This window comes from Streptomyces sp. NPDC101132 (genome assembly GCF_044759225.1).
In the GTDB taxonomy this organism is placed as follows: Bacteria; Actinomycetota; Actinomycetes; order Streptomycetales; family Streptomycetaceae; genus Streptomyces.
This window is the reverse complement of sequence record NZ_JBIVYX010000001.1, coordinates 616,133-641,752: the sequence shown is the minus strand read 5'-3', so window position 1 is coordinate 641,752 and position 25,620 is coordinate 616,133. Positions and strand designations below refer to the sequence as shown.

At 76.3% G+C, this 25,620-nt stretch carries 17 protein-coding genes and 3 pseudogenes; 15 read left to right on the top strand and 5 right to left on the bottom strand.

What is annotated here, in order from left to right; genetic code table 11:
* Positions 1-71: 71 nt before the first annotated feature.
* Positions 72-269: an aroma-sacti cluster domain-containing protein gene (locus tag ACIQUR_RS02895; RefSeq protein ID WP_399941445.1), complete on the bottom strand. Its 198-nt coding sequence runs from the start codon at positions 267-269 to the stop codon at positions 72-74.
* 263 nt (positions 270-532) lie between these two features.
* On the opposite strand from ACIQUR_RS02895, the pseudogene ACIQUR_RS02890 reads away from it, so the two are divergent.
* From ACIQUR_RS02890 to ACIQUR_RS02835, 12 genes and pseudogenes are all read left to right on the top strand, one after another.
* Positions 533-760: pseudogene (locus ACIQUR_RS02890) on the top strand (response regulator transcription factor); the annotation flags it as partial.
* Positions 761-766: 6 nt separating this feature from the next.
* Positions 767-1,144, top strand: coding sequence for an aroma-sacti cluster domain-containing protein (locus tag ACIQUR_RS02885; protein ID WP_403657992.1), 378 nt, complete (start codon positions 767-769; stop codon positions 1,142-1,144).
* Positions 1,141-4,833, top strand: a complete 3,693-nt coding sequence (locus tag ACIQUR_RS02880; protein WP_403657183.1) for an AAA family ATPase — start codon at positions 1,141-1,143, stop codon at positions 4,831-4,833. The genes ACIQUR_RS02885 and ACIQUR_RS02880 overlap by 4 nt, the downstream gene beginning before the upstream one ends.
* Positions 4,830-5,708 (top strand): S8 family serine peptidase, encoded by an 879-nt coding sequence (locus ACIQUR_RS02875; protein ID WP_403657180.1) that lies wholly within the window; start codon positions 4,830-4,832, stop codon positions 5,706-5,708. Before ACIQUR_RS02880 ends, ACIQUR_RS02875 begins: the two co-directional genes overlap by 4 nt.
* Complete coding sequence (locus ACIQUR_RS02870) at positions 5,692-6,246, top strand: GAF domain-containing protein (protein WP_403657177.1); 555 nt, start codon at positions 5,692-5,694, stop codon at positions 6,244-6,246. Before ACIQUR_RS02875 ends, ACIQUR_RS02870 begins: the two co-directional genes overlap by 17 nt.
* Positions 6,239-7,240, top strand: coding sequence for a hypothetical protein (locus ACIQUR_RS02865; RefSeq protein WP_403657174.1), 1,002 nt, complete (start codon positions 6,239-6,241; stop codon positions 7,238-7,240). Before ACIQUR_RS02870 ends, ACIQUR_RS02865 begins: the two co-directional genes overlap by 8 nt.
* A 129-nt stretch (positions 7,241-7,369) precedes the next feature.
* A complete protein-coding gene (locus ACIQUR_RS02860; RefSeq protein ID WP_403657171.1) occupies positions 7,370-7,810 on the top strand; it encodes an Lrp/AsnC family transcriptional regulator in 441 nt (146 codons plus the stop codon).
* Between the two features lie 78 nt (positions 7,811-7,888).
* Positions 7,889-10,936, top strand: a complete 3,048-nt coding sequence (locus ACIQUR_RS02855) for an aminotransferase (RefSeq protein ID WP_403657168.1) — start codon at positions 7,889-7,891, stop codon at positions 10,934-10,936.
* Between the two features lie 183 nt (positions 10,937-11,119).
* Complete coding sequence (locus tag ACIQUR_RS02850; RefSeq protein ID WP_403657165.1) at positions 11,120-12,046, top strand: C40 family peptidase; 927 nt, start codon at positions 11,120-11,122, stop codon at positions 12,044-12,046.
* 34 nt (positions 12,047-12,080) lie between these two features.
* On the top strand, positions 12,081-12,503 hold the full coding sequence (locus ACIQUR_RS02845) for an aminoglycoside adenylyltransferase domain-containing protein (protein WP_403657163.1): 423 nt from the start codon (positions 12,081-12,083) through the stop codon (positions 12,501-12,503).
* Positions 12,500-13,873: a cryptochrome/photolyase family protein gene (locus ACIQUR_RS02840; protein WP_403657160.1), complete on the top strand. Its 1,374-nt coding sequence runs from the start codon at positions 12,500-12,502 to the stop codon at positions 13,871-13,873. The genes ACIQUR_RS02845 and ACIQUR_RS02840 overlap by 4 nt, the downstream gene beginning before the upstream one ends.
* Positions 13,874-14,163: 290 nt before the next feature.
* The gene (locus tag ACIQUR_RS02835; RefSeq protein WP_403657158.1) at positions 14,164-14,835 is read left to right on the top strand and encodes a sigma-70 family RNA polymerase sigma factor; all 672 of its coding nucleotides are present in this window, start codon (positions 14,164-14,166) and stop codon (positions 14,833-14,835) included.
* Between the two features lie 33 nt (positions 14,836-14,868).
* On the opposite strand, the pseudogene ACIQUR_RS02830 reads toward ACIQUR_RS02835, so the two are convergent.
* From ACIQUR_RS02830 to ACIQUR_RS02815, 4 genes and pseudogenes are all read right to left on the bottom strand, one after another.
* Positions 14,869-15,648 (bottom strand): annotated as a pseudogene (locus ACIQUR_RS02830) (B12-binding domain-containing protein); the annotation flags it as partial.
* 294 nt (positions 15,649-15,942) lie between these two features.
* Positions 15,943-16,329 (bottom strand): annotated as a pseudogene (locus tag ACIQUR_RS02825) (MerR family transcriptional regulator); the annotation flags it as partial.
* Between the two features lie 26 nt (positions 16,330-16,355).
* Entirely contained in the window at positions 16,356-17,648 is a 1,293-nt protein-coding gene (locus tag ACIQUR_RS02820) for a TetR family transcriptional regulator (protein WP_403657156.1), read from the bottom strand.
* Positions 17,645-18,811 carry a saccharopine dehydrogenase gene (locus ACIQUR_RS02815; RefSeq protein ID WP_403657154.1) on the bottom strand — a complete coding sequence of 389 codons (1,167 nt, stop codon included), beginning with the start codon at positions 18,809-18,811 and terminating at the stop codon, positions 17,645-17,647. The genes ACIQUR_RS02820 and ACIQUR_RS02815 overlap by 4 nt, the downstream gene beginning before the upstream one ends.
* 205 nt (positions 18,812-19,016) lie before the next feature.
* Here ACIQUR_RS02815 and ACIQUR_RS02810 point away from each other — a divergent pair, with 205 nt between their 5' ends.
* From ACIQUR_RS02810 to scpA, 3 genes are all read left to right on the top strand, one after another.
* Complete coding sequence (locus ACIQUR_RS02810) at positions 19,017-21,236, top strand: NADP-dependent isocitrate dehydrogenase (protein WP_403657150.1); 2,220 nt, start codon at positions 19,017-19,019, stop codon at positions 21,234-21,236.
* 331 nt (positions 21,237-21,567) lie between these two features.
* On the top strand, positions 21,568-23,412 hold the full coding sequence (gene mutA, locus ACIQUR_RS02805) for a methylmalonyl-CoA mutase small subunit (RefSeq protein ID WP_403657147.1): 1,845 nt from the start codon (positions 21,568-21,570) through the stop codon (positions 23,410-23,412).
* Positions 23,412-25,616, top strand: a complete 2,205-nt coding sequence (gene scpA, locus ACIQUR_RS02800; protein ID WP_403657989.1) for a methylmalonyl-CoA mutase — start codon at positions 23,412-23,414, stop codon at positions 25,614-25,616. The genes mutA and scpA overlap by 1 nt, the downstream gene beginning before the upstream one ends.
* The last annotated feature ends 4 nt before the right edge of the window (positions 25,617-25,620 follow it).

Below are 25,620 nucleotides of genomic sequence, written 5' to 3'. Positions count from 1 at the left end.
GCGGCCGGCCCGCTGCCGCGTCCGGTCCGGCGGCCGGGACCGCCGGACCGGACGCGCACGCCGGGCTCGGATCAGCAGACGACGTTGGTGTTGGAGTCGGCCCGCTGGCCCTCGACGGCGGCCGAGACGGCGCTCAGCCGCGCCTGGATCGAGCCCAGGACGGCGACCTCGTCGGGGCTCAGGGCGGCGAAGACCTCGCGCTCGGACTCGGACAGCAGGTCGACCGGGGTACCGGCGCGGCGCAGGGCTTCCAGGGGCTCGTGGGACATGCGTCACTCCTTCGAAGAGGGGATCACCGGTTGGTGCACCCCAGAAGGCTGCTCCGGCGTCCGCCGGGTTCATATCCCTCAATCGACTATGGATCCGGGGCCGGGCCGGGCGTCCTGGGGCGCGGTCGGCCGGTCCTGATCGGTCCGCGCGGGGGGAGGGCGGAAACCGGCCATGCGAATCGCGCCAAAAGGGACAGAGTGGGGCCACCGGTGACCGAAAACTTTCATCGCGATTTCTTGGATATCCCCTTCTTGTCCGGAACATGACCCGCGGCTACTCTGGCTGCGTGGGTGACGAATTCCGCATGCAGGTCCACGCTTCGAACACCGCATTAGCGGCAAGGGATTTGACCGGACGCGAGATACGGATCGCCTCTCTCGTGGCGGCCGGATCGTCGAACCGGAACATCGCCAGAGATCTCTGCATCAGCCCGCACACCGTGGCTGCGCATTTGTGCAACATGCTCCGGAGGACGGGCGCTTCCAACCGCACGGAAATGATTGCGCGACTGTACGCCCAGGGCGTTCTCGTCCAGGGGACCTGGCCGCCGCTGCCGGCGGAGGAACGGGAGCCGCAGCAGGCCCCCGAGTCCCTCGGCGTCCTCACCGGGGCGGCAGCCGCGGACCGCTCGATCGGACCGGTCGGCGTCACGTTCGACTGGCCGCCCTACGGGAACGAGGTGCCGGTAGCCATGACCTTCGATGCCCTGAACGCGCTGCGCGAGGCCGGACATCCGGTGGACCTGCTGGCCGTCGAACAGCGGTCGGTGCTCTCCGAGCTCAGTGAGGCGGAGGTCCAGGTCCTCAACAAGGTCAAGGGACGCCTGGAGGCGGTGGCCGCGGACGTGGAGGGTCAGGACCTCAAGCTCCTGTGAACGGCGGGACCCGGTGCGGCAGTTGCCGCACGCCGGTGCCGACGGGGGCCCGGTTCTGCCCGGAGTGCGGTACGCCGCTCGGCGGGGCGGCCCCGGCGGCCGACAGCCGCAGAATCGTCACTGCGGTCTTCATCGACCTGGTCGGCTCCACCGTGCTCGCCGAGACGCTGGACCCCGAGGCGCTGCGGCGCACCATGGACCGCTACTACACGGCGTGCACCACGGCCGTCACCGAACGCGGCGGCGTGGTCGAGAAGTTCATCGGCGACGCCGTGATGGCCGTGTTCGGGGCGTTCGTCAGCCACGAGGACGACGCCCTGCACGCGGTCCAGGCGGCGTACGCGGTACGGGAGGCCGTGGCCGGCCTGGGCGGCGGCGAGGTGCGGCTCGACATCCACTGCGGGATCGCCTCCGGCGAGGCCGTGGTGGCCGGGGCGCTCGGCGGCGCGGCCCGTGTGGTGGGCGACGTCGTGCACACCGCCGCCCGGCTCCAGTCCCACGCGGAGGCGCACGAGATCCTCATCGGCGACGAGACCGCCCGGCTGGTGGGCGACGGTGTCCGCCTGGAGGCCGTGGCGCCGCTCACCCTCAAGGGCAAGCGGGACCCCGTGCCGGCCTGGCGGGTGCTCGGGCCACCCGACGGCGCCGGCCGGCAGGACCTGGTGCCGCTGGTCGGTCGCGACGCCGAACTGGGTCTGCTCCGGGCGGAGTTCACGGCGGTACGCTTCGAGCGCCGCAGCCGCCTCGTCACCGTCACCGGCCCCGCAGGCATCGGCAAGTCCCGCCTCCTCCGCGAATTCCTCCCCCCGGGCCCCGCCACGGCGGGCCCGGGCCAGGCGCGCCCTGCCCCAGCGGCTCCCGGGCCGGCGGGCCCCGGGCCGGCGGGCCCCGGGCCTGCCGGCGTCGGGCCTGGGGCTCCCGGACCCGCGGCGCCGCGACCCGGGACCTTCAGCGTGGCGCCTCCCGGGCCTGCCGGCCCCGGGCCTGCGGGCGTCGGACCCGGGCCGGCGGCTGCTGGACCTGCCGGCCCCGGTGCCGCTGCCGACGCGGATCCGGGACGCCGTTGCTCCGCGGAGACCGTGGTGCTGCGCGGCACCTGCCAGCCGTACGGGGCCGGGCTCGCGTATCGGCCGCTGGCCGAGGCGGTACGGTCCCTGCCCGGTGGCTGGGAGCAGGCCGTCGGCGCGCTGTCCGCCCTCCGGCCCAGCGCCGACCGCGCCGTCGCCGCCCTGGCCGTCGCCCTGGGTGTCCGCACCGAGAGCGGCCTCCCGGTGAGCGTGGACGAGATCGGCTGGGCCTTCCGGCGCCTGCTGGAGGCCCTGGGCCGGCGCGCCCCGACCGTCCTGGTGCTGGAGGACTGCCAGTGGGCGCAGCCCACCCTCCTCGACACGATCGGCGAACTCGCCCTCGGCGTGAGGGACACCGAGCTGCTGGTCGTCTGCGCCACCCGCGCGGAACCGGCCCCGGCCGACGCCGGCGCCGACGCGGAAGGACTTCGCGCGCACGCCGACCGGGCGGGCAGCGTCGCGGACGTGGTCCCCGCAGGTTCCCGTGGCGTGGGCCAGGAAGGAGCCCGGGCCCACGCGGACGGGGCGGGCCCGCCCGCGGAGGCGGGCCCGGTGACGGGCCGGGCCGGTGGGGAGCCTGGGGGATCAGGCGCCGCGCCGGTGGTGCCCGGGAGCCCGGGCGGGACCGGTTCGCCGGTGCGGCCTGCGGCAGGCCCCCGGACCCCGGGCGGGGGCGCCCCGGCCGGATGGTCCGCCGACGGCCCCCGCACCCTGCCGCTCGGGCCCCTGCGGCCGGTGGACACGCGGCGGCTCGTCGGGCTGCTCGCGGAGCGCGGGGAGGTGCGTGCCCAGGACGGGGCGCTGGAGCGGGTCGTCCGCGAGTGTGACGGGAATCCCCTCTTCGCCGAGCTCCTCCTGGAGAACCTGGCCGGTCACCGCCCCGTCGCCCAGGGCGTCCCCACCACCATCCGGGTGCTGCTCACCGCCTGGCTGGACCGGCTGCCGGCCACCGACCGCGCCGTACTGGAACGCGCGGCCGGCGTGGGCGGATCCTTCACCGCCGAGGACGTACGCGCCCTCGCCGCCGACGCGCCCGCGCTGACCCGGGAGGCCGTGGACGACGCCCTGGCCCGCCTCCTCGCCTCCCGCGTCGTCCACCCGTACGGGCCGCCCGGCGCCTACCGGTTCACCCGCATGCTGGCCCGCGACACCCTGTACGAGATGACCTCCAAGGCCCGGCGCGCCGCCTGGCACACCGTCCTCGCCGACCGGCTGGAGGCCCCGCCGCCCGGCGCGCCGGCCCCCGGCCCGGACGCGGAGGGCGACCTCGCCCACCACCTGGAGTCCGCCTGCCGGCTGCTCTCCGAGGCGGACCCGGGCGACCCCCGGCTGCCCGCCCTGACCGGCCGGGCGGCGCGCGCCCTCGTGGCCACCGGCTACCGGGCGCTGCACCGCCGCGACCTGCCCGCCGCCGTCTCGCTCATGGAGCGCGGCCGGGCGCTGACCCCGGACGGTGACCCCCAGCACCGGATCCTCGCCGTCCGCATCACCGACGCGTACGCCTCCCTGGGCCGGTGGGACAGCGCCCGCGAAGCCGTCGCGGAGGCCGAGCGCAGGAGCGCACGGGACACGGCGACCCGGGACACCTGCGCCGTGCTGCGGCAGCTGGTCGCCCTCCGCTCCGGCGCCCCGGCCGACGCGGACCCCGCGGGCCCGGCCCCGGCGCCGGACGACGACCTGACCTGGTGCCGGCTGCACCAGCTGACCTCCCTGCGCAGCTTCGCCGAGGGCCGGATCGGCGCCGCGGAGTCCGCCATGCGCGAGGCCCTGGCCCGGGCCCGCGGGCTGGGCGACGCGTACGAGGAGAACCGCATCCTCGCGTCGATCTGCGAGCTGACCCAGTGGTCGCCCACCCCCCTCACCCGGGCCGTCGCCCTCTGCGAGGAGCTGGCCCGGCGCTTCGACGGCGACCGCGGCCTGCTCGTGCCCGTCCTGCTGACCCGGGCCCGGCACCTCGCCCTGTCGGGCCGCGTGGACCGGGCCCGCGCGGACGTGGCCCTGGCCCGCCGGCACTCCGCCGACCTGGGGCTGACCCTCGGCGGCATCGCGGCCGACCAGACCGCGGGACTGGTCGAGTCGCTGGCCGGGGCGCACCCGGAGGCCGCCCGCCGCTACGACGCCGCCGCGGCCGGCCTCGGCGCCCTGGGCCAGACCACCACCGCGGGCACCCTGCGCCTGTACGCGGCCCGGGAGCGGTTCCGGGCCGGCGAGGGCGCCGCAGGGGCCGGCCGGGTGGCCGACGCCGCGCCCCACGTGGCCGACCCCGCGGGCCGGGTGCCCGACGCCGCCGTACTCGCCGAGCCCGACGACGGCCGCCCGCCCGAGACCCGCGCCCAGGCCGTCCGCCTCGCGCTGCTGGCCCGGGTCCGGGCCGCGGCCGGGGACCCCGGCGGGGCGGTCGAGGCCGTGGACCGGGCGCTGGCCACCCTGGACCGCACCGACGACCCGTGCCTGACCGGCGACGTGTGGTTCGAGGCCGCCCGGGCCCTGGACGACGCCGGGCACCCCGTACGCGCCCGGGCGGCGGCGCGGCGGGCGCTGGCCGTACTGACCGAGAAGGAGGCCGTCCTGCCCGCCGGGACGGTGCGCGCCTGGCTGGCCGAGCGAGAGGAGCACCGATGACCGACCCGCCGTGGAGACGGACGGCGAAGGCCTACACCCCCGGGGTGCCGGCCTGGGGGGCGATGACCAGGGCGGGCACGCTGGAGGAGTTCGCGGCCGTGCCGATGGCCGCGGTCTCGCCGGACTGGGCCTGGGGCGGGGCGGACGGCTCCGGGGTCCGCGTCTGCGTCGTCGACAGCGGCATCGAGGGCGGCCATCCGCTCGTCGGCCCGGTCGACCACGCGGTGACCGCCGTCGAGACCGCGGACGGCGGGGTGGACATGGCGGAGTGCGACCCCACGGACCACGCGGGCCACGGCACGGCCTGCGCGGGGGTGATCCGCTCGCTGGCCCCCGGCGTCTCCCTCACCTCCGTCCAGGTGCTCACCGACGGCAAGACGGGCAGCGGCCCGGCCCTGATCGCCGGCCTGTCCTGGGCCATCGACCGGAACTTCGACGTGATCAACCTGAGCCTGGCGACGACCCGGCCCGCCCTCACGGCCGAACTGCACGAACTGGTGGACCGCGCCTACTTCCGCCGCTGCACGCTCGTCGTCTCGGCGCACAACCGGCCGGTGCCCAGCTACCCCTGGTCCTTCTCCTCCGTGATCTCCGTCGCGAGCCACGACGAGGACGACCCGATGACCTACTACTACAACCCCTCGCCGCCCGTGGAGTTCCACGCCCGCGGGCTGCGCGTCCCCGTGGCCTGGCCCGGCGGCGGCACCATCCGGTCGACCGGCAACAGCTTCGCCGCTCCGCACATCTCGGGGCTGTGCGCGCTGATCCTCGGCAAGCACCCCTGGCTCACCCCGTTCCAGCTCAAGACGGTCCTGTTCCTCTGCGCCGGGAACATGGCCGGTCGACTTGGAGGTGCGCATGACACTGCCAGCTGACGCCGAGACGCCCACGGAGCGCCGCCTGCTCCAGTCCATCGTCGAGGTCGCGCGCCACGCCTTCGGCGCGGCCGCCTCCTCCATCTTCCTCGTCGACCCCGAGGCCGGGGACCTGGTCTTCGAGGCCGTGGCGGGGGAGGGCGACGACCACCTGATCGGCACGCGCTTCCCCGCGGGCACCGGCATCGCCGGGTGGGTGGCGGCCTCCGGGCAGTCGATGCTCGTCGACGACCTCCGCGACTCCAAGCACTTCTCCGGAGAGGCGGCCGAGTCCACCGGATACGTGCCCAACAGCATCATGGCGGCACCCCTGTTCAGCGAGGACGCCTGCATCGGCGTCCTGGAGGTGCTGGACCGCGGGGCGGGCGGCGCGCGCGAAATGGCCGACGTGGAGCTGCTCGACCTGCTCGCCGACCAGGCCGCCATCGGCCTGGAACTGCTGACCAGGCTGCGCGCCACCGGCCCCAGCCGGCGCTCCGACACGGCGCTGCGGCTGCTGGAGATGGCGGAGTCGCTGCTGGCCGGCTCCCATGGCTGAGCGCTGCGTCCTGCTGCTCAGCAGACGCGGCGACCGGGAGGCCGGCGAGGTGGCCGCCCTGCTCCGCAGGATCGGCGTACCGGTCCACCGCCTCGACGCGGACGGCCTGGCCGGCGTCGGGGCGGTGGTCGGACCCGACGGGGAGCTGACGCTCGGCGGCCGGCGCCTCGCCCCGACCGTCACCTGGCTGCGGCACTTCTCGCTGCGCGCGGCGCCGGCCGGCGGCCCGCCCGGCGGGCGCATGGTCCACCGCGACGCGTGGACCGCGCTCGCCCGGCAGATCGCCCTCGCCTCCCCGGCCGCCATCGGCACCACCGACCCCGGCCAGCTGACCCAGCGGGCCCGGGCCCGCGCCCTCGGCCTGCGCACCCCGCGGAGCCTGGTCACCACCGACCCGGCGGCCGCCGCCGCCCTGCTCCCGGCCCCGCGCTACGTCCTGAAGGTCCTGGACCGGCACGTCGTGGAGCCCGAGCCCGGCCGGCTCGCCTGGTACCTGCCCCGGGTGCTGGACCGCGGGTCCCTCGCGGCCGGCCTGCCCGGCCTGCCGCCCGGCACCCCCCTCGTGCTCCAGGAGTACGTCGCGCACGACACCGAGCTGCGGGTGTACCTCGCCGGGCAGGAGGTGCACGCCTTCGAGGTCGCCAAGGACGACCCGCGGGACATCTGGGACCGCCCCGAGGCCGTCGGCGTGCGGCACGTCCCCGCCCCGCCCGCCGTGGCCGCGGCCGCCCGCGCGCTGGCCGGCGCCTGGGGCCTGGTCTACGGCGCCTTCGACTTCCTCTCCGACCGCGGCGAACCGGTCTTCCTGGAGGTGAACGCGCACGGCGACTGGCACTGGTTCGAACGCAAGGCCGGCGTGGACGCCGTCACCCGGGCCGCCGTGCGCGCCGTACGGGACCTGCACCGGAACGCGCTGGGACGGGCCCGCACGGCGCCCGTCGACCTGCTCTCCTTCCTCGGCGCGGGCGCCCCGGCCGGCCCGCCCCCGGCCTGATCCGCCGGGCGCGGGGATGCGGAATCGGTGCACCGGACGCTCGAATCGAGCGCTGATGCCTCCCCTTGCCACCGAATCGATCGCGTGTTTCGATGGTCCCGCAGTCCTGAACCAGAGGAGGTGGGCGCCGTGGACGACACCGACCGCGCGATCCTGCGGGAACTCCAGACCGACGGGCGGATCCCGTACGCCGAGCTGGGTCCCAAGGTGGGCCTCTCGCCCTCCGCCGCCCGGCAGCGGCTCCAGCGGCTGATCGACACCAAGGTCGTGCAGGTCGTCGGCGTCACCGACCCCATGGCCAGGGGGCGCCAGGCCATGGCGCTGCTCGGGGTCCGCGTCGACGGCGACCCCCGCGCCGTCGCGGACGAACTCGCGCGGTACGACGAGATCGTCTACACCGTGCTGACCGCCGGGACCTACGACCTCTTCGCGGAGCTCGTGTGCCGCCGCCCGCAGGACGTCCTGGACTTCGTCAACGACGCCGTACGCCCGATCGAGGGCGTCGCGCAGGTGGACAGCTTCCCGTACTTCGGGATCCACACCCACCGCTTCCTCTGGGACGTCGACTGACCGCACCCGCGCCCCGGCCCCCGTCACCCCCTCCCAGCCCGTGCCCCGCCCCGCCCCGCGACAGTCCAGGAACCCGGCATGACGCACGCCCCGTCCACCTCACCGGACGCCCCGTCCACCCCCACCGTCGACTTCTTCGCCCACGAGGCGCTGCCCGCACCCCAGGTGACGGCCGGTCAGGCACAGCGCGCCGCCGCGGACCGCTTCGGCGTGACCGCCCGGGCCGAGTCCCTGGGCAGCCAGCAGGACGCCAACTTCCTGCTCCGCCACCCCGACGGCACCCCGCTCGCCGTCCTCAAGGCCGCCAACGCCGCCTTCAGCGCCGCCGAACTCGACGCCCAGGACACCGCCGCCGACCTGATCGCCGCCACCCGCGCCGACCTGCGGGTGGCCACCGTCCTGCGCGACGGCCACGGACAGCGGCGGACCACCACCCTCGACACCCCCGACGGCCCGGTCACCGCCCGGCTGCTGCGCCACCTGCCGGGCGGCACCCTCTCGGGCCGCCGCCACCTCTCCCCGCGCACCGTCGCGGCCATGGGCCGGGTCGCCGGCCGGGTCTCCACCGCGCTGCGCGCCTTCCGGCACCCGGGCCTGGACCGCGTCCTCCAGTGGGACCCGCAGTACGCCGACCGCGTCGTCGCCCTGCTCGCGCCCCACGTGCCGGACGCGGAGCGGCGCCGGGCCGTCGAGGAGGCCACCCGGGAGGCCTGGGCCGACGTACGCGAGGTGGCCGGCCGGCTGCCGCGACAGGCCGTCCACCTCGACCTCACCGACGACAACCTCGTCCGCGCCCCCGGGCACCCCGTACCCCTCCCCGACGGCATCATCGACTTCGGCGACCTGACCACCAGCTGGGCCGTCGCCGAACTCGCCGTCACCCTCTCCTCGCTGCTCCACCACGACGGCATGGAGCCCCACCACGTCCTGCCCGCCGTCCGCGCCTTCCACGAGGTCCGCCCGCTGTCCGCCGAGGAGGCCGCGGCGCTGTGGCCCCTCGTCGTCCTGCGCGCCGCCGTCCTCGTCGTGAGCGGCCGGCAGCAGGCCGCCGTCGACCCCGGCAACGCCTACGCGCTGGCCGCCCTCGACCGCGAGTGGCGCATCTTCGAGCAGGCCACCGCCCTGCCGTCGGCCGTGATGGCCGGACTGCTCAAGACCGCCCTCGGGCTGGCGGACACCCCGATGCCCGGCCCGGCCGGCCGCCTCGTGGAGCACCCGGACGCCTCCGGCGCCGTCCTGCTCGACCTCTCCGCGGAGGCCGACGGCATGGACCACGGCGCCTGGCAGGAGGAGGGAACCGAGGACCGGCTCGCCGCCGCCCTGCTCGCCGCCGGCGCCCCCGCCGTGGCCACCGCGTACGGACGGCCCCGGCTCAGCCGCACCCCGGTGCTCGCCGCGGAGTCGCCCGCCACGGTGCCGACCGGCACCGACCTGTGGCTCGCCGGCCCCGCCGTACTCCGGGCACCCTGTGACGCCGAGACGCTCCGCGCCGTACCGGGCCGCCTCGAACTCGCCTGCGGGGACCACGTACTGGGGCTGGTGCTGCCCGGCGCGGTCCGCCCCGCCCCCGCCCCGGGCTCACAGGTGCGCGCCGGGGACCTCCTCGCCGCCCTCCCCGCCGGTGCGCGGCTCCACCTCAGCCTCACCCGGACCGGCGCCCCCGAGGTCCCGGCCCTGGTCCGGCCCGAGTACGCGGCCGGCTGGCTCGCCCTCACCTCCGACCCGGCACCCCTGCTCGGCCCCGGCGCCCCGGCCCGGGACGGCGGCCCGGACCGGGACGGCACCCCGGACCCGGACGGCGGCCCGGACCCGCTCGCCCCGGAGGCGGACCGCGGCCGGGACCTGCTGGCCCGGCGCGGCGCCGCCTTCGCCGAGGTCCAGGAGCACTACTACGACGCGCCGCCGCGCATCGAGCGCGGCTGGCGGCACCACCTGCTGTCCACCGACGGCCGCGCCTACCTCGACATGGTCAACAACGTCACCCCGCTCGGCCACGCCCACCCCGGCGTCGAGCGGGCCGTCACCCGCCAGCTCCGCCGCCTCAACACCAACTCCCGCTTCCACTACGCCTCCGTGGTCGAGTTCGCCGAACGGCTCGCCGGGCTGCTGCCCGACCCCCTCGACACCGTCTTCCTCGTCAACTCCGGGTCCGAGGCCGTCGACCTGGCGCTGCGGCTGGCCACCGGAGCCGCCGGCCGGCCCGACGTCGTCGCGCTGCGCGAGGCGTACCACGGCTGGACCTACGCCTCCGACGCCGTCTCCACCTCCCTCCAGGACAACCCCAACGCCCTGGACAGCCGCCCCGACTGGGTGCACACCGTCGACTCGCCCAACCCCTACCGCGGCCGCCACCGCGGCGCCGCCTCGGCCGCGTACGCCCCCGAGGCGGTCCGCGTGATCGACGGACTGGCCGCCGCCGGCCGGGCGCCCGCCGCCTTCCTCAGCGAGACGTACTACGGCAACGCGGGCGGCGTCGCCCTCCCCGACGGCTACCTGGCGCAGGTGTACGCGGCCGTGCGCCGGCACGGCGGACTGGCCGTCGCCGACGAGATCCAGGTCGGCTACGGGCGCCTGGGCCACTGGTTCTGGGGCTTCGAACAGCAGGGCGTGGTGCCGGACGTGGTGTGCGTGGCCAAGGCCATGGGCAACGGCCACCCCCTCGGCGCCGTGATCACCTCGAAGGCGGTGGCCGCCCGCTACCGCGACCAGGGCTACTTCTTCTCCTCCACCGGCGGCAGCCCCGTCTCCAGCGTCGCCGGCCTCACCGTCCTCGACGCCCTGCGCGACGAGGACCTCCAGGGCAACGCGGTACGGACCGGGGCCCGCCTGAAGGACGGGATGCGCGCCCTCGCCGGCCGCCACCCCGCCATCGGCGCCGTCCACGGCTCGGGCCTCTACCTCGGTCTGGAACTCGTCCGCGACCGCGACACCCTGGAGCCCGCCACCGAGGAGACCGCCGAGCTGTGCGACCGCATGCTCGAACTCGGCGTCGTCGTCCAGCCCACCGGCGACCACCTCAACATCCTCAAGATCAAGCCGCCGCTGTGCATCGACGCCCCCGCGGCGGACTTCTTCCTGGGCGCGCTCGACCGTGCCCTCGGCGAGCTCGGGAACCGGGAGGACTGAGGCCCGGGGGACCGGCTCCGGGCGGGGTGGCCGCCGGCACGTGCGGGACAAGGGCAACCGGCCCCCGGACAAGGGGTGTTGGCGCTCTTGCGGGGGATGCGGGACCGCTGCCAGGGTCGGGGGCAGCGGTCGACCCCCCCCACCCGTGCCCGCCGTTCGCGGCGTATCCCCACCGGAGCATCCGTGTCCCGAGGAACTACGCGCGTCAACCCGCTGCCCGCCTGGGCCTCCTTACTCCTCCGCATCGCCGCGCTCGCGGCCGCCCTCGCCTCCCTCGCCTCCCTCGTCCTCTTCGCGCCCGGCACCCAGCCCGCCCAGGCCGCCCCCGCCTGCGGCGTGCTCAGCGGCGGCGCCGCCCCCGAGGCGGTCCGCGCCGTCGACTCCGCCTGCGCCCAGATCGGCACCCCGTACTCCTGGGGCGGCGGCCACGGGAGCCGGCCCGGCCCCTCGTACGGCATCTGCGACCCGGCCAACGGCGCCCCGAACGACTGCAACGTCAAGGGCCTCGACTGCTCCGGCCTGGTCCGGTACGCCTACTACCTCGCGGTCGGCACCGACGTCATCAACGGCACGACCCACACCCAGTGGCCCAGCTCCCGTGCCGTGGCCCGCTACCACCGCGCCGACGGCACCGCGCCCCTGCTCCCCGGCGACCTGGTGTTCTTCGGCGGATCCCCGTCCACCATCCACCACGTCGCGGTCTACCTCGGCCAGGGCTGGATCGCCGAAGCCCCGTACTCCGGCGGGTACGTCCGCGTCGCCGCGCTGTCCGCGCACTCCGACTACTACGGCGCCATCCGCCTCTACGGCCAGGGCGGCGGCACCACCGACCCGCCCGGCACCTACTGGGTGGACACCTTCGCCAACGCCCCGGTCCACGCCTCGCCGACCAGCACGGCCGGTACGGGCACGCTGTACGCGGGGACGAACTACGTGTTCTGCAAGGCGTGGGGGCGGGAGGTGTCGAGTGGGGGTGCGTTCAACCACTGGTGGCTGAAGACGGATCCGGACGTGGGTCCGGCGGGCCAGTGGGTGTCGGCGTACTACCTCTCGCGGTGGGGCAACGACGTGGCCAAGGACAACAACGGCACCGTCATCCCCGACTGCTGACCCGGCCCACCGGACCGGCCCGCACGGATCCGCCGTGCAGGAAGCGGACCCGGACCGCGCCGTGCTGCTCACCGCGGTGCCGGCCGGCGGCCGGGCCCTGGCCGGGCCGCCGCCGCACCGGCTGCTGGCGCCGGTACCGCACGCGGACCTCGTCAGGGCCACCCTCGCGGGCGTCCCGGGACTGCTCGACGACCTCGACGGCGACACCCGCACCGTCCGCCTCACCCTCGCCCGCGTCTGGTGCACCGCAGGGCCGCGGCTGCCCTCCGTTGGGCGGCGCTCCGTGCGGGTGGACCCGGGGCGACGGGGCCGGGGCGGGTCTCCGTACGGGTGGACCGGGACGCGGAGGGTGCATCCGGGGGGCGGGGACCGGAAGAAGTACGGGTGGCCAGTTCATCGGCCCCCGGGCGCGGCGGAAGGTCCGGCGGGGGCCCGTCCTCAGGAAGCGGTGCCATGAGCGTCTCGGTCGTGCTGTTCACCTCGGACCTCCGGGTCCACGACCACCCGCCGCTGCGGGCCGCGCTGAGCTCCGCCGACGAGGTCGTGCCGCTCTTCGTACGGGACCCCGCGGTGGACCGGGCCGGCTTCGCCGCCCCCAACCGGCTCGCCTTCCTCGCCGACTGCCTGACCGACCTCGACGCCGGGCTGCGCAGCCGCGGCGGCCGCCTCGTGGTCCGCACCGGCGACACGGCGGCCGAGGTGCTCGCGGTGGTGCGGCGGACCGGCGCGGCCGAGGTGCACGTGGCCGCCGGGTACACCGCCTACGCCCGGCGCCGGGAGGAGGACCTGCGCCGTGTGCTGGCGGACGAGGACTGCCGGCTCCGTGTCCACGACGGCGTCTCCACCGTGCTGCCGCCCGGCGAGGTCACGCCGCAGGGCTCCGACCACTTCGCCGTGTTCACCCCGTACCACCGCCGCTGGGAGGTCACCCGGCCCCGCGAACCGCTCGCCGCGCCCCGGGCGGTACGGGTGCCGGACGGCCTGGACGGCGACCCCGTACCCGTCCGCGCCGCCGTGGCCTCCGTGTCCGAGGGGCTCGCCGCCGGGGGCGAGGGCGAGGGCCGCAAGCGCCTCATCGGCTGGCTGTCGCGGCACGCCGACGAGTACGAGGAGCGGCACGACGACCTCGCCGGCGACGCCACCTCCCGGCTCTCCCCGTACCTGCACTTCGGCGCGGTGTCGCCCGCCGAGGCCGTGCACCGGGCGCGGGCGCGCGGCGGCGCCGGCGCCGAGGCCTTCGTACGGCAGCTGTGCTGGCGGGACTTCCACCTCCAGGTGCTGGCCGCCCGGCCGGACACCGCAACGGCGGACTACCGGCCGCGCCACGACCGCTGGCGCAGCGGGAAGCGGGCGGAGGAGGACCTCACCGCCTGGCGGGAGGGCCGCACCGGGTACCCCGTCGTGGACGCGGCGATGCGGCAGCTCGCCCACGAGGGCTGGATGCACAATCGGGGACGGCTGATCGCCGCCTCCTTCCTCACCAAGACCCTCTACCTGGACTGGCGGGAGGGCGCCCGGCACTTCCTCGGCCTGCTCGCCGACGGCGACGTCGCGGAGAACCAGCTGAACTGGCAGTGGGTGGCCGGCACCGGCACCGACACCCGTCCCCACCGGGTGCTCAACCCCGTGCTCCAGGGCAAGAAGTACGACCGGTACGGCGCCTACGTACGCCGCTGGGTGCCCGAACTGGCCGACGTACCGGTGGCGCTGGTCCACGAGCCGTGGCGGCTGGACCCGTCGGACCGGGCGGAGCGCGGCTACCCCGAGCCCATCGTGACCCTGGCGGACGGCCTGGCCCGCTTCCGGGAGGCGCGGGGGCGGGACTGACGGGCGCCGGGGCTCACCGGGGCCGGGACGGACGGGCGCCGTTAGCGGCGGGTGCCGGGACCGGCGGGTCCGGCGGCGACGGGTCCGGGCTGACCGGCCCGGACCGACGGGCCAGGGCTGACCGGGGCGGGGGCGGCCTGACGGGGGCGGGCCCCCGCCGACGCGGCCGGAACTGCGAAACGCTGCACGATCGCTGCGGCTGGTCGGGGGCGGGCCACAGCCCGGAGCCTGGAGGCGCCGGAGGGTTGGTCCCCCGGCGGATTCCACCCGGGAGGAAGGCCGCCCACGCCATGGCCGTGCTACATGCCGATCACGCCGTCGAAGCGGGTGCGGGTGCGCCCCCGGCCATCGTCCCGCCCGTGGCCCCGGTCCCGCCCGTGGCCCCGGTCCCGCCCGTGGACCCGGACCCGGCCGGGCCCCCGCCCACCGACGAGGACATCGGCCGCGGGCTGCGCGGCGGGGACGAGCGGTGCCTGGCCGAGGCCTACCGGCGCTGGGGCGGTCTCGTACACGCCCTCGCGGCCCGCGTCCTGGGCGACGCCCGGGAGGCCGAGGACGTGACCCAGCAGGTGTTCCTCGCCGCATGGCGCGGCCGCGCCGGGTACCGGCCGGAGCGCGGGCCCGTCGCCGGCTGGCTGGTGGGCATCGCCCGGCACACCACCGCCGATGCCCTCGCCGCCCGCACCCGGCGCCGCGAACTGGTCGCCGCGGCCGGCGCCGCCCTGCCGCCGAGCGAGGACCTGGCCGAGGGGCCGGAGCAGGTGCTGAACCGGCTGCTGGTGACCCGCGAGCTGGCCCGTCTGCCGTACGACCAGCGGGCCGTCCTGACCCTCGCCTACTTCGGCGACCTGACCCAGGCCCAGATCGCCCACCGGACGGGCCTGCCGCTCGGCACGGTCAAGAGCCACGCCCGCCGCGGCCTGCACCGGCTCCGCACCTGCCTGCCGGCCGCGGACGTCTGACCGGGGGGCCGGCCGCGGGAGTCCGGGCCCGGGTCAGGGATAGAGCGCGGTGAGGAGGGCGAGGGCCTCGTGCAGGGAGGCCGGGCGGGCCAGGCCGGGGTCGGGGGCGCGCCCCGCCCAGCCGGGACCGGCCAGCGCCACCAGGGGGCGGGTCCTGGCTCCCCGTACCCCGAAGGCGGTGCCGGCGACGTGCCGGGCCAGCGCGTGGCTCGCGGTGGACCTGGCCTGGGACCACAGCACCACCGCCGCGGGCCCGGTACGCCGTACCGCCGCGTCCAGCGCCTCGGGCGGCACGGCCGCGCCGAGCATCCGGACCGGCACCCCGCGCGCCGCGAGCCCCGCCGCGAGGGCCTCCAGGGGAAGCGTGTGCTGCTCGGCCGGCACACAGGCCAGCAGCACGGGCGGGGCGCCGGGCACGGCGGCCGGAACGCCCGGCCCGCCCACGGGCAGCGCGCGGCGCAGGGCGGTCGAGACGTGCCAGGACAGCAGGTGCTCGACTTCCACGTAACGGTCCCCGGAGGACTCCCACCTGCGCCCCACCGCGTGGAGGGCGGGCACCATCACCTCCTCCCAGGCGGCGACCAGACCGTGCCGCTCCACGAAGTCGCCCAGCAGGGCGTCGAGGGCGGGCCCGTCGAGCCGTACGGCCGCCCGGGCCAGCCCCCGCAGCTGCCGTCGGGCCTCCTCGGCGGGAGTGGCTCCGGCGGGCGGGGGCGCGCCGGGCGCCGGAGTGTGCGGCGGGAGCGGCAGGCCGGCTCCTCCGGCGGTGCCGGGAGCGGCCGGACCTGCCCCCGGCGTCGTGCTCGCCGTCGGGGCGGCGGGCCCGGATCCGCCCGCCACCGGACCGCCCTGCGGAACGGTCCGGTGGGGCCCCGCAGCGGTGTCGGGAGCGGGCGTGCCGGCCGCCGGAGGGGTGCCCGAGGCAGGGCCGGCGGCCCCGGCGGCCGAACCGCCCGTGGGCTCGGGCCGGTCGGTCCGCGGGGTGCTGCCGGGGGTGGTCGTGCCGTCCGCAGCGGAGCCGTCGGCGGCCCCGGAGGCGTGTGTCGCCCAACCGCCGGACGGGCCGGGCGGGCTGGTCCGCGCTGCGTCACCGGGAGCGGGGGTACCGCCGTCCGGTGCCGGGCCGCCGGACGCGGCCGGGTCTCCGGGGGCCGGCCCGGGTGCCGGCGGGGCCGCGTCGCCCGGCCGGGCGGGCGGGGGTACGGGGCGGCCGTGCCCCGTGTGGACGGCGCCCGCGGCGGTGCGCGCAGCCCGGGCCGCCTCGGCCGGGGGCACCCCCGAGGCCGTCAGCCGGCACATCTCCGCCAGCATCGCGATGTCGGCCGGGGTCCAGCGGCGGTGCCGGCCGTCCTCCCGGGCGGCCGGGCCCAGCCCGTACCGGCGGTCCCAGGAGCGCAGGGTGGTGGGGGAGACGCCGAGGCGCCGGGCCACCGCACCGGTGGTGAGACCGGGCGCCGGGCCGGGCGGGGGCGTCGCGTCGGACGTGCCGGACATGAGCCCGAGTCTACGGGCGCGGAACGTCACACGAACGGTGCACCCGTCGTCCCGGGACCGGTCAGCAGACCCAGCAGGGTGCGGCGGAGCAGCGCCTCGGCGGCGGGGGAGGGGCGGCCCGCGATGCCCGAGCGGAACAGGGCCGCCCCTTCCACCGCCATCACGAACACCTCGGCCCGCGCCCGGGCCTCCTCGGCGCCCACCGCGGGCGCGTGGACCCGTACGAAATCGGCCACGTGCCCCGCGTACCGCCCGTAGAAGGCGGCGACCGAGGCCGCGGCGGCCGCGTCGTGGGCGGCCATCGCCCACACCTCGGTGAACAGCCGCACCAGGGGCAGCTCACCGTGATCGCCGAGCACGGCGTCCAGTGCGACGGCGACGCCGCCGCCGTCCGCCCCCGCGGCCGGGTCCGCGACCGGCCGGGCCGCGCCCGATGCCCGGGGCGCGTCCGATGACCGGGCCGAGCCCGTTGCCCCGGTGGGGCCTGATGCCCCGGTGGGGCGAGTTGCCGCGGCCGGGCCTGATGTGCCCGCCGGGCCCGATGCCCCGGCGGGCATGGGGGCCCCGGCCCCCTCCGCCGCGTCCGTCGCCTCCACCTCACCCCCCGCACCCGCCGCGTCGGCCGGGTCCGTCGCATCCGTCGCGTCCGCCCCGGCCGGGCTTGCCAGGGCGGCGACGCGGTGCAGGGCCGCGGTCAGGATGCGGTCCAGCAGCGCCGCGAGGAGGTCGGCACGGGACGGGAAGTAGTACTGGAGGTGGCCGAGGCGGACGCCTGCCGCGTCGGCCACCGCGCGCAGGGTCAGCTCGGATCCGCCCGAGGCGGAGAGGATCCCCTCGGCGGCGTCCAGCACGGCGGCCCGCCGCTGCGCGCCCTTGGCGGTGGCCCGCCCGGGGCCGGCCGTCCGCGGACGGCCGGCGCTCCGTGCCGGGCCGTCCGTACCGGCCCTTCCCGGGCGGTCCGTACCGGGAAGGGCCGCGCGGACGGCAGCCCCCGCCGGGCACGCCGGAGCACCGGCCGGCCGTGCCGGGCCGCCCGCGCCGGGGCGGTCGCCCTCCGGCGTGCCGGCGCGCGGCGTGCCGTCCGGCACCGGGCCCCCTGCCCTGTCGTCCGGCGCCGGGCCACCCGCCCCGGCGTGCGGGACCGCGCCCCCCACCCCGGCGTGTGGCGCGGGGCTCGCCGTCCGCGGGGCGGCGGGCGGCCGCTGCGCGGCGCCGGCCGGGAGCGCCGCGGCGTCGGGGGCGCCGGGGCGCCGCTGCACGGCACCGGCCGGGGGCGGGGCGGGGTCCGGTGCGCCGGGGCGCGTGGGGTCCGAGGTCATGACGGGGTGTCCTCGCGTTCGATCACGACGCCTTCCGCGGCCAGGGAGGCCAGGGCGGACGCCGGGTCCGGGTGCTGTTCGGGGAAGGCGAGCCCCGACGGGGGCGGTGCGCCGTCCGTGCCCAGGATCCGGCGCAGGCCCAGCAGGGCGCCGACCGCGGTGAGGTGGGCCTGGCCGCGCGGGTCCGTGAGCGTCGCCGTAAGGGTCCGGCCCCCGTGGCGCACGTCCACCCGCATCCGGGCCGTGCCGCCCTCGCCCGGCGAGTACAGCAGCGCCCGGCGGACCGGCGCCCAGCGCGGCCCGGCTCCCCACCGGAAGAACCCGGTCCCGCGTACGGCGAGCAGGGCCCGGGTCGCCGCCGCGGAGCCGAAGCCGATGCGGGTGGCGGCGGTGGCCGCGCCCAGCGTCAGGGGGAGGGTGTACTGCTCCGGGGTGTCGATCCGGGCCACCCGTACCGGCCTGCCGCCGACCGCCACCGTACGGACCTCCGTGAGCGGCACGGCCGGCCGGGGGCGACCGTCCTCGGCCACCTCGAAGTCCACCCCGAGCCGGTCCATGAAGTCCACCGAATCCGCCCCGGCCCGGTCGGCCGGGTCCCACCGCACCGCGACCTCCACCTCCGTGGCGCCGCCCAGCTCCGCCGCGAGCGCCGCGGCCACGAGGCTGCTGACCCCGCCCATCCACGCGGACGACAGCAGCACGGGCGAGGCCGGCCGGCGCAGCGCGACCAGTGCCGCGGCGCGCTGGAGGCGGGCGGTCCAGCGGGTGATGTCCACGTACGGGACGCCTCCGGCGAGGGCCGCGCCCAGCACCCGGTCCGCGGGGTCGTTGACCGCGCCCACCACCGCCCGCACCCCGGCACGGAAGGGCGCCGGGTCCGCGAGGTCCCAGGCCCGGACCTCACCGCCGAGCCGCGCGGCCAGCTCCGCCCCGCGCTCCGGGGTGCGGCCGGTGAGGAGGACCGGGGCGATGCCGGCGGCCCGCTCGGCGAGGGCGGCGCCGACCGTGCCGTAGCCCCCGGTGATCAGCACCGGGCCCCGCGGGTCGTACCGCAGGTCATCCCCGCACCCGGCGGGGGCGGCGGCAGAGGCGTGCGCAGGCGCGGCCGCCGAGGCGGCGGCGACGTCGGGGTCCGGGGCGCGTTCCGCGCGGTCGTCCGTCATGCCGACGACTTTATAGGTCGGTCGACCTAAAAACAGTGCCGTCTCGCCCCTTGATCGGGACAAGGGGGGATTCGCGTGGGCCGCCGGCCCGGATCCTCGACCGGATCTCAGGCCGGGCCACTGTCGAGAGGGGCCCGATCACGAGATATCTTGATGTCAAGCAATGTTGCAGACGCAGAACGCAGACGTGGAGCGGAGCACCCTGGTGACTGACTCGACCATCATCTACACCCACACCGACGAGGCCCCGGCCCTGGCGACGTACTCGTTCCTGCCGGTGATCCAGGCGTACGCCTCGACGGCCGGTGTGACGGTGGAGACGCGCGACATCTCCCTGGCGGGCCGGATCATCGCCAGCTTCCCCGAGCGTCTCGAGGAGGGCCAGCGCATCGCCGACGCGCTCGCCGAGCTCGGCGAGCTGGCGAAGACCCCCGAGGCCAACATCATCAAGCTGCCGAACATCTCGGCCTCGATCCCGCAGCTCAAGGCCGCGATCGCGGAGCTCCAGGGCCAGGGCTACGCGCTGCCGGACTACCCGGACGACCCGAAGACCGACGAGGAGCGCGACATCCGCGCCCGCTACGACAAGGTCAAGGGCAGCGCCGTCAACCCGGTCCTGCGCGAGGGCAACTCCGACCGCCGCGCGCCCGGCTCGGTCAAGAACTACGCCAAGACCCACCCGCACCGCATGGGTGCCTGGACGGCCGACTCCAAGACCGAAGTCGCCACCATGGGCGTGAACGACTTCCGTTCCACCGAGAAGTCCGCGGTCATCCCCGCCGACGGCAGGCTGCGCATCGAGCACGTCGCCGCCGACGGCGCCGTGACCGTGCTGCGCGAGTCGGTCCCGGTCCTCGCCGGCGAGGTCGTCGACGCGTCCGTCATGCGCGTCGCCGCCCTCCGCGAGTTCCTGACCGCGCAGGTCGCCCGCGCCAAGGCGGAGGGCGTGCTGTTCTCCGTACACCTCAAGGCCACGATGATGAAGGTCTCCGACCCCATCGTCTTCGGCCACGTGGTCCGCGCGTTCTTCCCGCAGACCTTCGCCAAGTACGGCGAGGTCCTCGCCGGCGCCGGCCTCTCCCCGAACGACGGCCTCGGCGCCATCCTCGGCGGCCTCGCCGCGCTGCCCCAGGGCGACGAGATCAAGGCCTCCTTCGACGCCGAGATCGCCGAGGGCCCGGCCCTCGCGATGGTCGACTCCGACAAGGGCATCACCAACCTGCACGTGCCGTCCGACGTCATCGTCGACGCCTCGATGCCGGCCATGATCCGCACCTCCGGCCACATGTGGGGCCCGGACGGCCAGGAGGCCGACACCATCGCCGTCCTGCCGGACAGCTCCTACGCGGGCGTCTACCAGGCCGTCATCGAGGACTGCAAGGCGCACGGCGCCTTCGACCCGGCCACCATGGGCTCCGTCCCGAACGTCGGCCTGATGGCGCAGAAGGCCGAGGAGTACGGCTCCCACGACAAGACCTTCGAGATCGCCGCGGCCGGCACCGTCCGCGTCGTCGACGCCGAGGGCAACACCGTCCTGGAGCAGGAGGTCGCCGAGGGCGACATCTTCCGCGCCTGCCAGACCAAGGACCTGCCGATCCAGGACTGGGTCAAGCTGGCCGTCACCCGCGCCCGCGCCACCGGCGACCCGGCCGTGTTCTGGCTGGACGAGACCCGCGCCCACGACGCGCAGCTGATCGAGAAGGTCAACGCGTACCTGCCGCAGCACGACACCGAGGGCCTGACCATCAAGGTCCTGTCCCCGGTCGAGGCCACCAAGTTCTCCCTGGAGCGCATCCGCCGCGGCGAGAACACCATCTCCGTCACCGGCAACGTGCTGCGCGACTACCTGACCGACCTCTTCCCGATCCTGGAGCTGGGCACCAGCGCCAAGATGCTGTCGGTCGTCCCGCTGATGGCGGGCGGCGGCCTCTTCGAGACGGGCGCCGGCGGCTCCGCCCCGAAGCACGTCCAGCAGCTGGTCAAGGAGAACTACCTGCGCTGGGACTCGCTCGGCGAGTTCTTCGCCCTGGCGGCCTCCTTCGAGCACCTGGCCACCACCACGGGCAACGCCCGCGCCCAGGTCCTGGCCGACACCCTCGACCGCGCCACCGGCACCTTCCTCAACGAGGACAAGTCGCCGACCCGTCGCGTCGGCGGCATCGACAACCGCGGCAGCCACTTCTACCTGGCCACCTACTGGGCCCAGGAGCTGGCCCGGCAGACCGAGGACGCCGAGCTCGCCGAGGCCTTCGCCCCGCTGGCGAAGACCCTCACCGAGGCCGAGCAGACCATCGTCGAGGAGCTGAACTCGGTCCAGGGCTCCCCGGCCGAGATCGGCGGCTACTACCAGCCCGACCCGGCCAAGGCGGCGGCCGTGATGCGCCCGTCGGCCACCTTCAACCAGGCGATCGCCTCGCTCGCCTGAGTCTGAGGACCCCGCGTCCCGCCCCGGTCGGCCCCGTGCCGGCCGGGGCGGACCCGTGTCCGGACCCGGCCGCCCCCCGCCCGACGCGCCCGCTTCCCCCCGCGTCTCCCGGCCGCCTCCCGCGCGTCCCCCGGCCGCTTCCCCCCGCGTCCCCGGCCGCTGCCCCCGCCTCTTCCCACCACCTCCGCGCAGTTAACGCCCATTAACCAACAGAACCGGTCAATTGGGCCCCCGCCGCAGGTCGGAGCAGGTCCGGAGGGCCTCCGGAGAGGGGAAGGTCACACGCGCGGCCTCTCATGGCACTGAGTGCCTTTCCCCTAGCATCCAGGGCATGACGGTTCTGCCCGATGACGGGCTCTCGCTCGCAGCCGAGTTCCCGGACGCCACCCACGACGAGTGGCAGCGCCTGGTGGAAGGCGTGCTGCGCAAGGCGGGCAAGGACGTGTCCGGCGACGCCGCCGAGCAGGCACTGGCGACCGCGCTGGACGACGGACTCACCGCCCGCCCCCTCTACACGCCCCGCGACACCGCACCCGCCACCGGGTACCCGGGCTTCGCGCCGTTCGTCCGCGGCGGCCGGCCCGTCGGCGGCTGGGATGTGCGCCAGCGCCACGACCGCCCCGAGCCCGGCCCCGCCAACGAAGCCGTTCTCGCCGACCTCGAGAACGGCGTGACCTCCCTCTGGCTCACCCTCGGCGGCGAACACCTCCCGGTCTCCGCGCTCCCCGCGGCCCTGGACGGCGTCTACCTCGACCTCGCCCCCGTGGTGCTGGACGCCGGCGCCGAGACCCCGGCCGCCGCCGCCGCGCTGCTCGCCCTGTACGAGACCCGCGGCGTCGCCCGCGAAGCCGCCCGCGGCAACCTCGGCGCCGACCCGCTCGGCCTGGCCGCCCGCACCGGCGGAACGCCCGACCCCACCGCCGCCGCGGCCCTCGCCCTGCGCTGCCACGAGGAGTACCCCGGCCTGCGCGCCCTCACCGTGGACGCCCTGCCGTACCACGAGGCCGGCGCCTCCGCCGCCCAGGAACTCGGCGCCTCCCTCGCCACCGGCGTCGCCTACCTCCGCCACCTCACGGAAGCCGGACTGCCGGCCGAAGCGGCCCTGCGCCAGCTGGAGTTCCGCTACGCCGCCACCGCCGACCAGTTCCTCACCATCGCCAAGCTGCGCGCCGCCCGCCGCCTGTGGGCCCGCGTCGCCGAGGTCTGCGGCGCCCGCTCCGGCGACGCCGGCGCCCAGCGCCAGCACGCGGTCACCTCCCCGGTGATGATGACCCGCCGCGACCCGTACGTGAACATGCTCCGCACCACGATCGCCACCCTCGGCGCCGGCGTCGGCGGCGCCGACGCCGTGACCGTGCTGCCGTTCGACCACGAACTGGGCCTCCCGGACGCCTTCGCCCGCCGCATCGCCCGCAACACCTCCTCCATCCTGCTGGAGGAGTCGCACCTGGGCCGCGTCGCCGACCCGGCCGGCGGCTCCTGGTACGTGGAGCGCCTCACCGACGAACTCGCCGAGGCCTCCTGGGCGTTCTTCCAGGAGCTGGAGGCCGCCGGCGGCCAGGCCGCCGCCCTCGCCTCCGGCCTGCTCGGCGACCGCATCGCCGCCACCTGGGCCGCCCGCACCCGCAAGCTCGCCACCCGGCGCGAACCCGTCACCGGCGTCAGCGAGTTCCCGCACCTCGCCGAGAAGCCCGTCGAGCGCGAGCCCGCGCCCCGGCCGCTCTCCGGCGGGCTGCCGCGGGTCCGCCGCGACGAGGCGTACGAGGCCCTGCGCGCCCGCTCGGACGCCCACCTGGCCGCCACCGGCAGCCGCCCGAAGGTGTTCATCGCCGCCCTCGGCCCGGCCGCCGCGCACACCGCCCGCGCCACCTTCGCCGCCAACCTCTTCCAGGCCGGCGGCATCGAGCCGGTCCACGAGCCGGTCTCCGTCGACGCGGAGACCGCCGGCGCCGCCTTCACCGCCTCCGGCGCCGAGATCGCCGTCCTGTGCTCCAGCGACGCCCTCTACGAGGAGCAGGCCGCCGCGGTCGCCGGCGCGCTCAAGGCCGCCGGCGCCCGCGAGGTGCACCTCGCGGGCCGCGGCGAGCACGCGGACGTCGACGCCCAGATCTTCGCGGGCTGCGACGCCGTGGCCGTCCTGTCCTCCATCCTCGACCGCTTGGGAGTTGCGGCATGATGCGGATCCCCGACTTCTCGCAGGTGCCGCTCGGCGACGGCGCACCCGCCGAGGTCACCGAGGAGCAGTGGTCGGCCGCCGTCAAGGAGACCACCGGCTCCAGCGCCTCGGACCTGCTCTGGGAGACCCCGGAGGGCATCGGCGTCAAGCCGCTGTACACCGGACGCGACCTGGAGGGACTGGACTTCCTCGGCACCTACCCGGGCGCGGCCCCGTACCTGCGCGGCCCCTACCCGACGATGTACGTCAACCAGCCGTGGACCATCCGCCAGTACGCCGGCTTCTCCACGGCCGAGGAGTCCAACGCCTTCTACCGGCGCAACCTCGCCGCCGGACAGAAGGGCCTCTCCGTCGCCTTCGACCTGCCCACCCACCGCGGGTACGACAGCGACCACCCGCGCGTCACCGGCGACGTCGGCATGGCGGGCGTGGCCATCGACTCCATCTACGACATGCGGCAGCTCTTCGACGGCATCCCGCTGGACAAGATGACCGTGTCGATGACGATGAACGGCGCGGTGCTGCCGATCCTCGCCCTCTACATCGTCGCCGCCGAGGAACAGGGCGTACCGCCCGAGAAGCTGGCCGGGACCATCCAGAACGACATCCTCAAGGAGTTCATGGTCCGCAACACCTACATCTACCCGCCCCGGCCCTCGATGCGGATCATCTCCGACATCTTCGCGTACACCTCGCAGAAGATGCCGCGCTACAACTCGATCTCCATCTCCGGCTACCACATCCAGGAAGCCGGGGCCACGGCCGACCTGGAGCTGGCCTACACCCTCGCCGACGGCGTCGAGTACCTGCGCGCCGGCCGCGGCGCCGGCCTCGACGTGGACGCCTTCGCACCCCGCCTGTCGTTCTTCTGGGCGATCGGCATGAACTTCTTCATGGAGGTCGCCAAGCTCCGCGCGGCCCGCCTCCTGTGGGCCAAGCTGGTCCGGCAGTTCGACCCGAAGAACCCCAAGTCGCTGTCCCTGCGCACCCATTCGCAGACCTCCGGCTGGTCCCTCACCGCGCAGGACGTGTTCAACAACGTCACCCGCACCATGGTCGAGGCCATGGCCGCCACCCAGGGCCACACCCAGTCGCTGCACACCAACGCCCTCGACGAGGCCCTCGCGCTGCCCACCGACTTCTCCGCGCGCATCGCCCGCAACACCCAGCTCCTGCTCCAGCAGGAGTCGGGCACCTGCCGGGTCATCGACCCCTGGGGCGGCAGCGCGTACGTCGAGAAGCTCACGTACGACCTCGCGCGCCGCGCCTGGCAGCACATCCAGGAGGTCGAGGCGGCCGGCGGCATGGCCCAGGCCATCGACGCCGGCATCCCCAAGCTGCGCGTCGAGGAGGCCGCCGCCCGCACCCAGGCCCGGATCGACTCCGGACGCCAGCCGGTGATCGGCGTCAACACGTACCGCGTCGAGAACGACGAGCAGATCGACGTCCTCAAGGTCGACAACTCCTCCGTGCGCGCACAGCAGATCGCCAAGCTGCGCCGGCTGCGCGAGGAGCGCGACGAGCGGGCCTGCCAGGACGCGCTCGCCGCACTGACCGAGGCCGCCGGCCGCGAGTCCGGCCCCGGCCTGGAGTCCAACCTCCTGGCCCTGGCCGTCGACGCGGCCCGCGCCAAGGCCACCGTGGGCGAGATCTCCGACGCACTGGAGAAGGTGTACGGCCGCCACGCCAGCCAGATCCGTACGATCTCCGGCGTGTACCGCAACGAGGCAGGGGAGTCGCCGCACGTGGACCGCACCCGCGCCCTGGTCGACCGCTTCGAGGAGTCCGAGGGCCGCCGCCCCCGCATCCTCGTCGCGAAGATGGGCCAGGACGGACACGACCGGGGCCAGAAGGTGATCGCCACCGCCTTCGCCGACCTGGGCTTCGACGTCGACGTCGGCCCCCTCTTCCAGACGCCGGCCGAGGTGGCCCGGCAGGCGGTCGAGGCGGACGTCCACATCGTGGGCGTCTCGTCCCTGGCCGCCGGCCACCTGACCCTCGTACCGGCGCTCCGCGAGGAGCTGGCCGCCGAGGGGCGCGACGACATCATGGTCGTCGTCGGCGGGGTGATCCCCCCTCAGGACGTCCCCACGCTGCTGGAGATGGGCGCCGCCGCGGTCTTCCCGCCCGGCACCGTCATCCCCGACGCGGCGTACGACCTGGTGACGCGGCTCGGCGCGGCACTGGGTCACGACGAGCTGTAGGCGC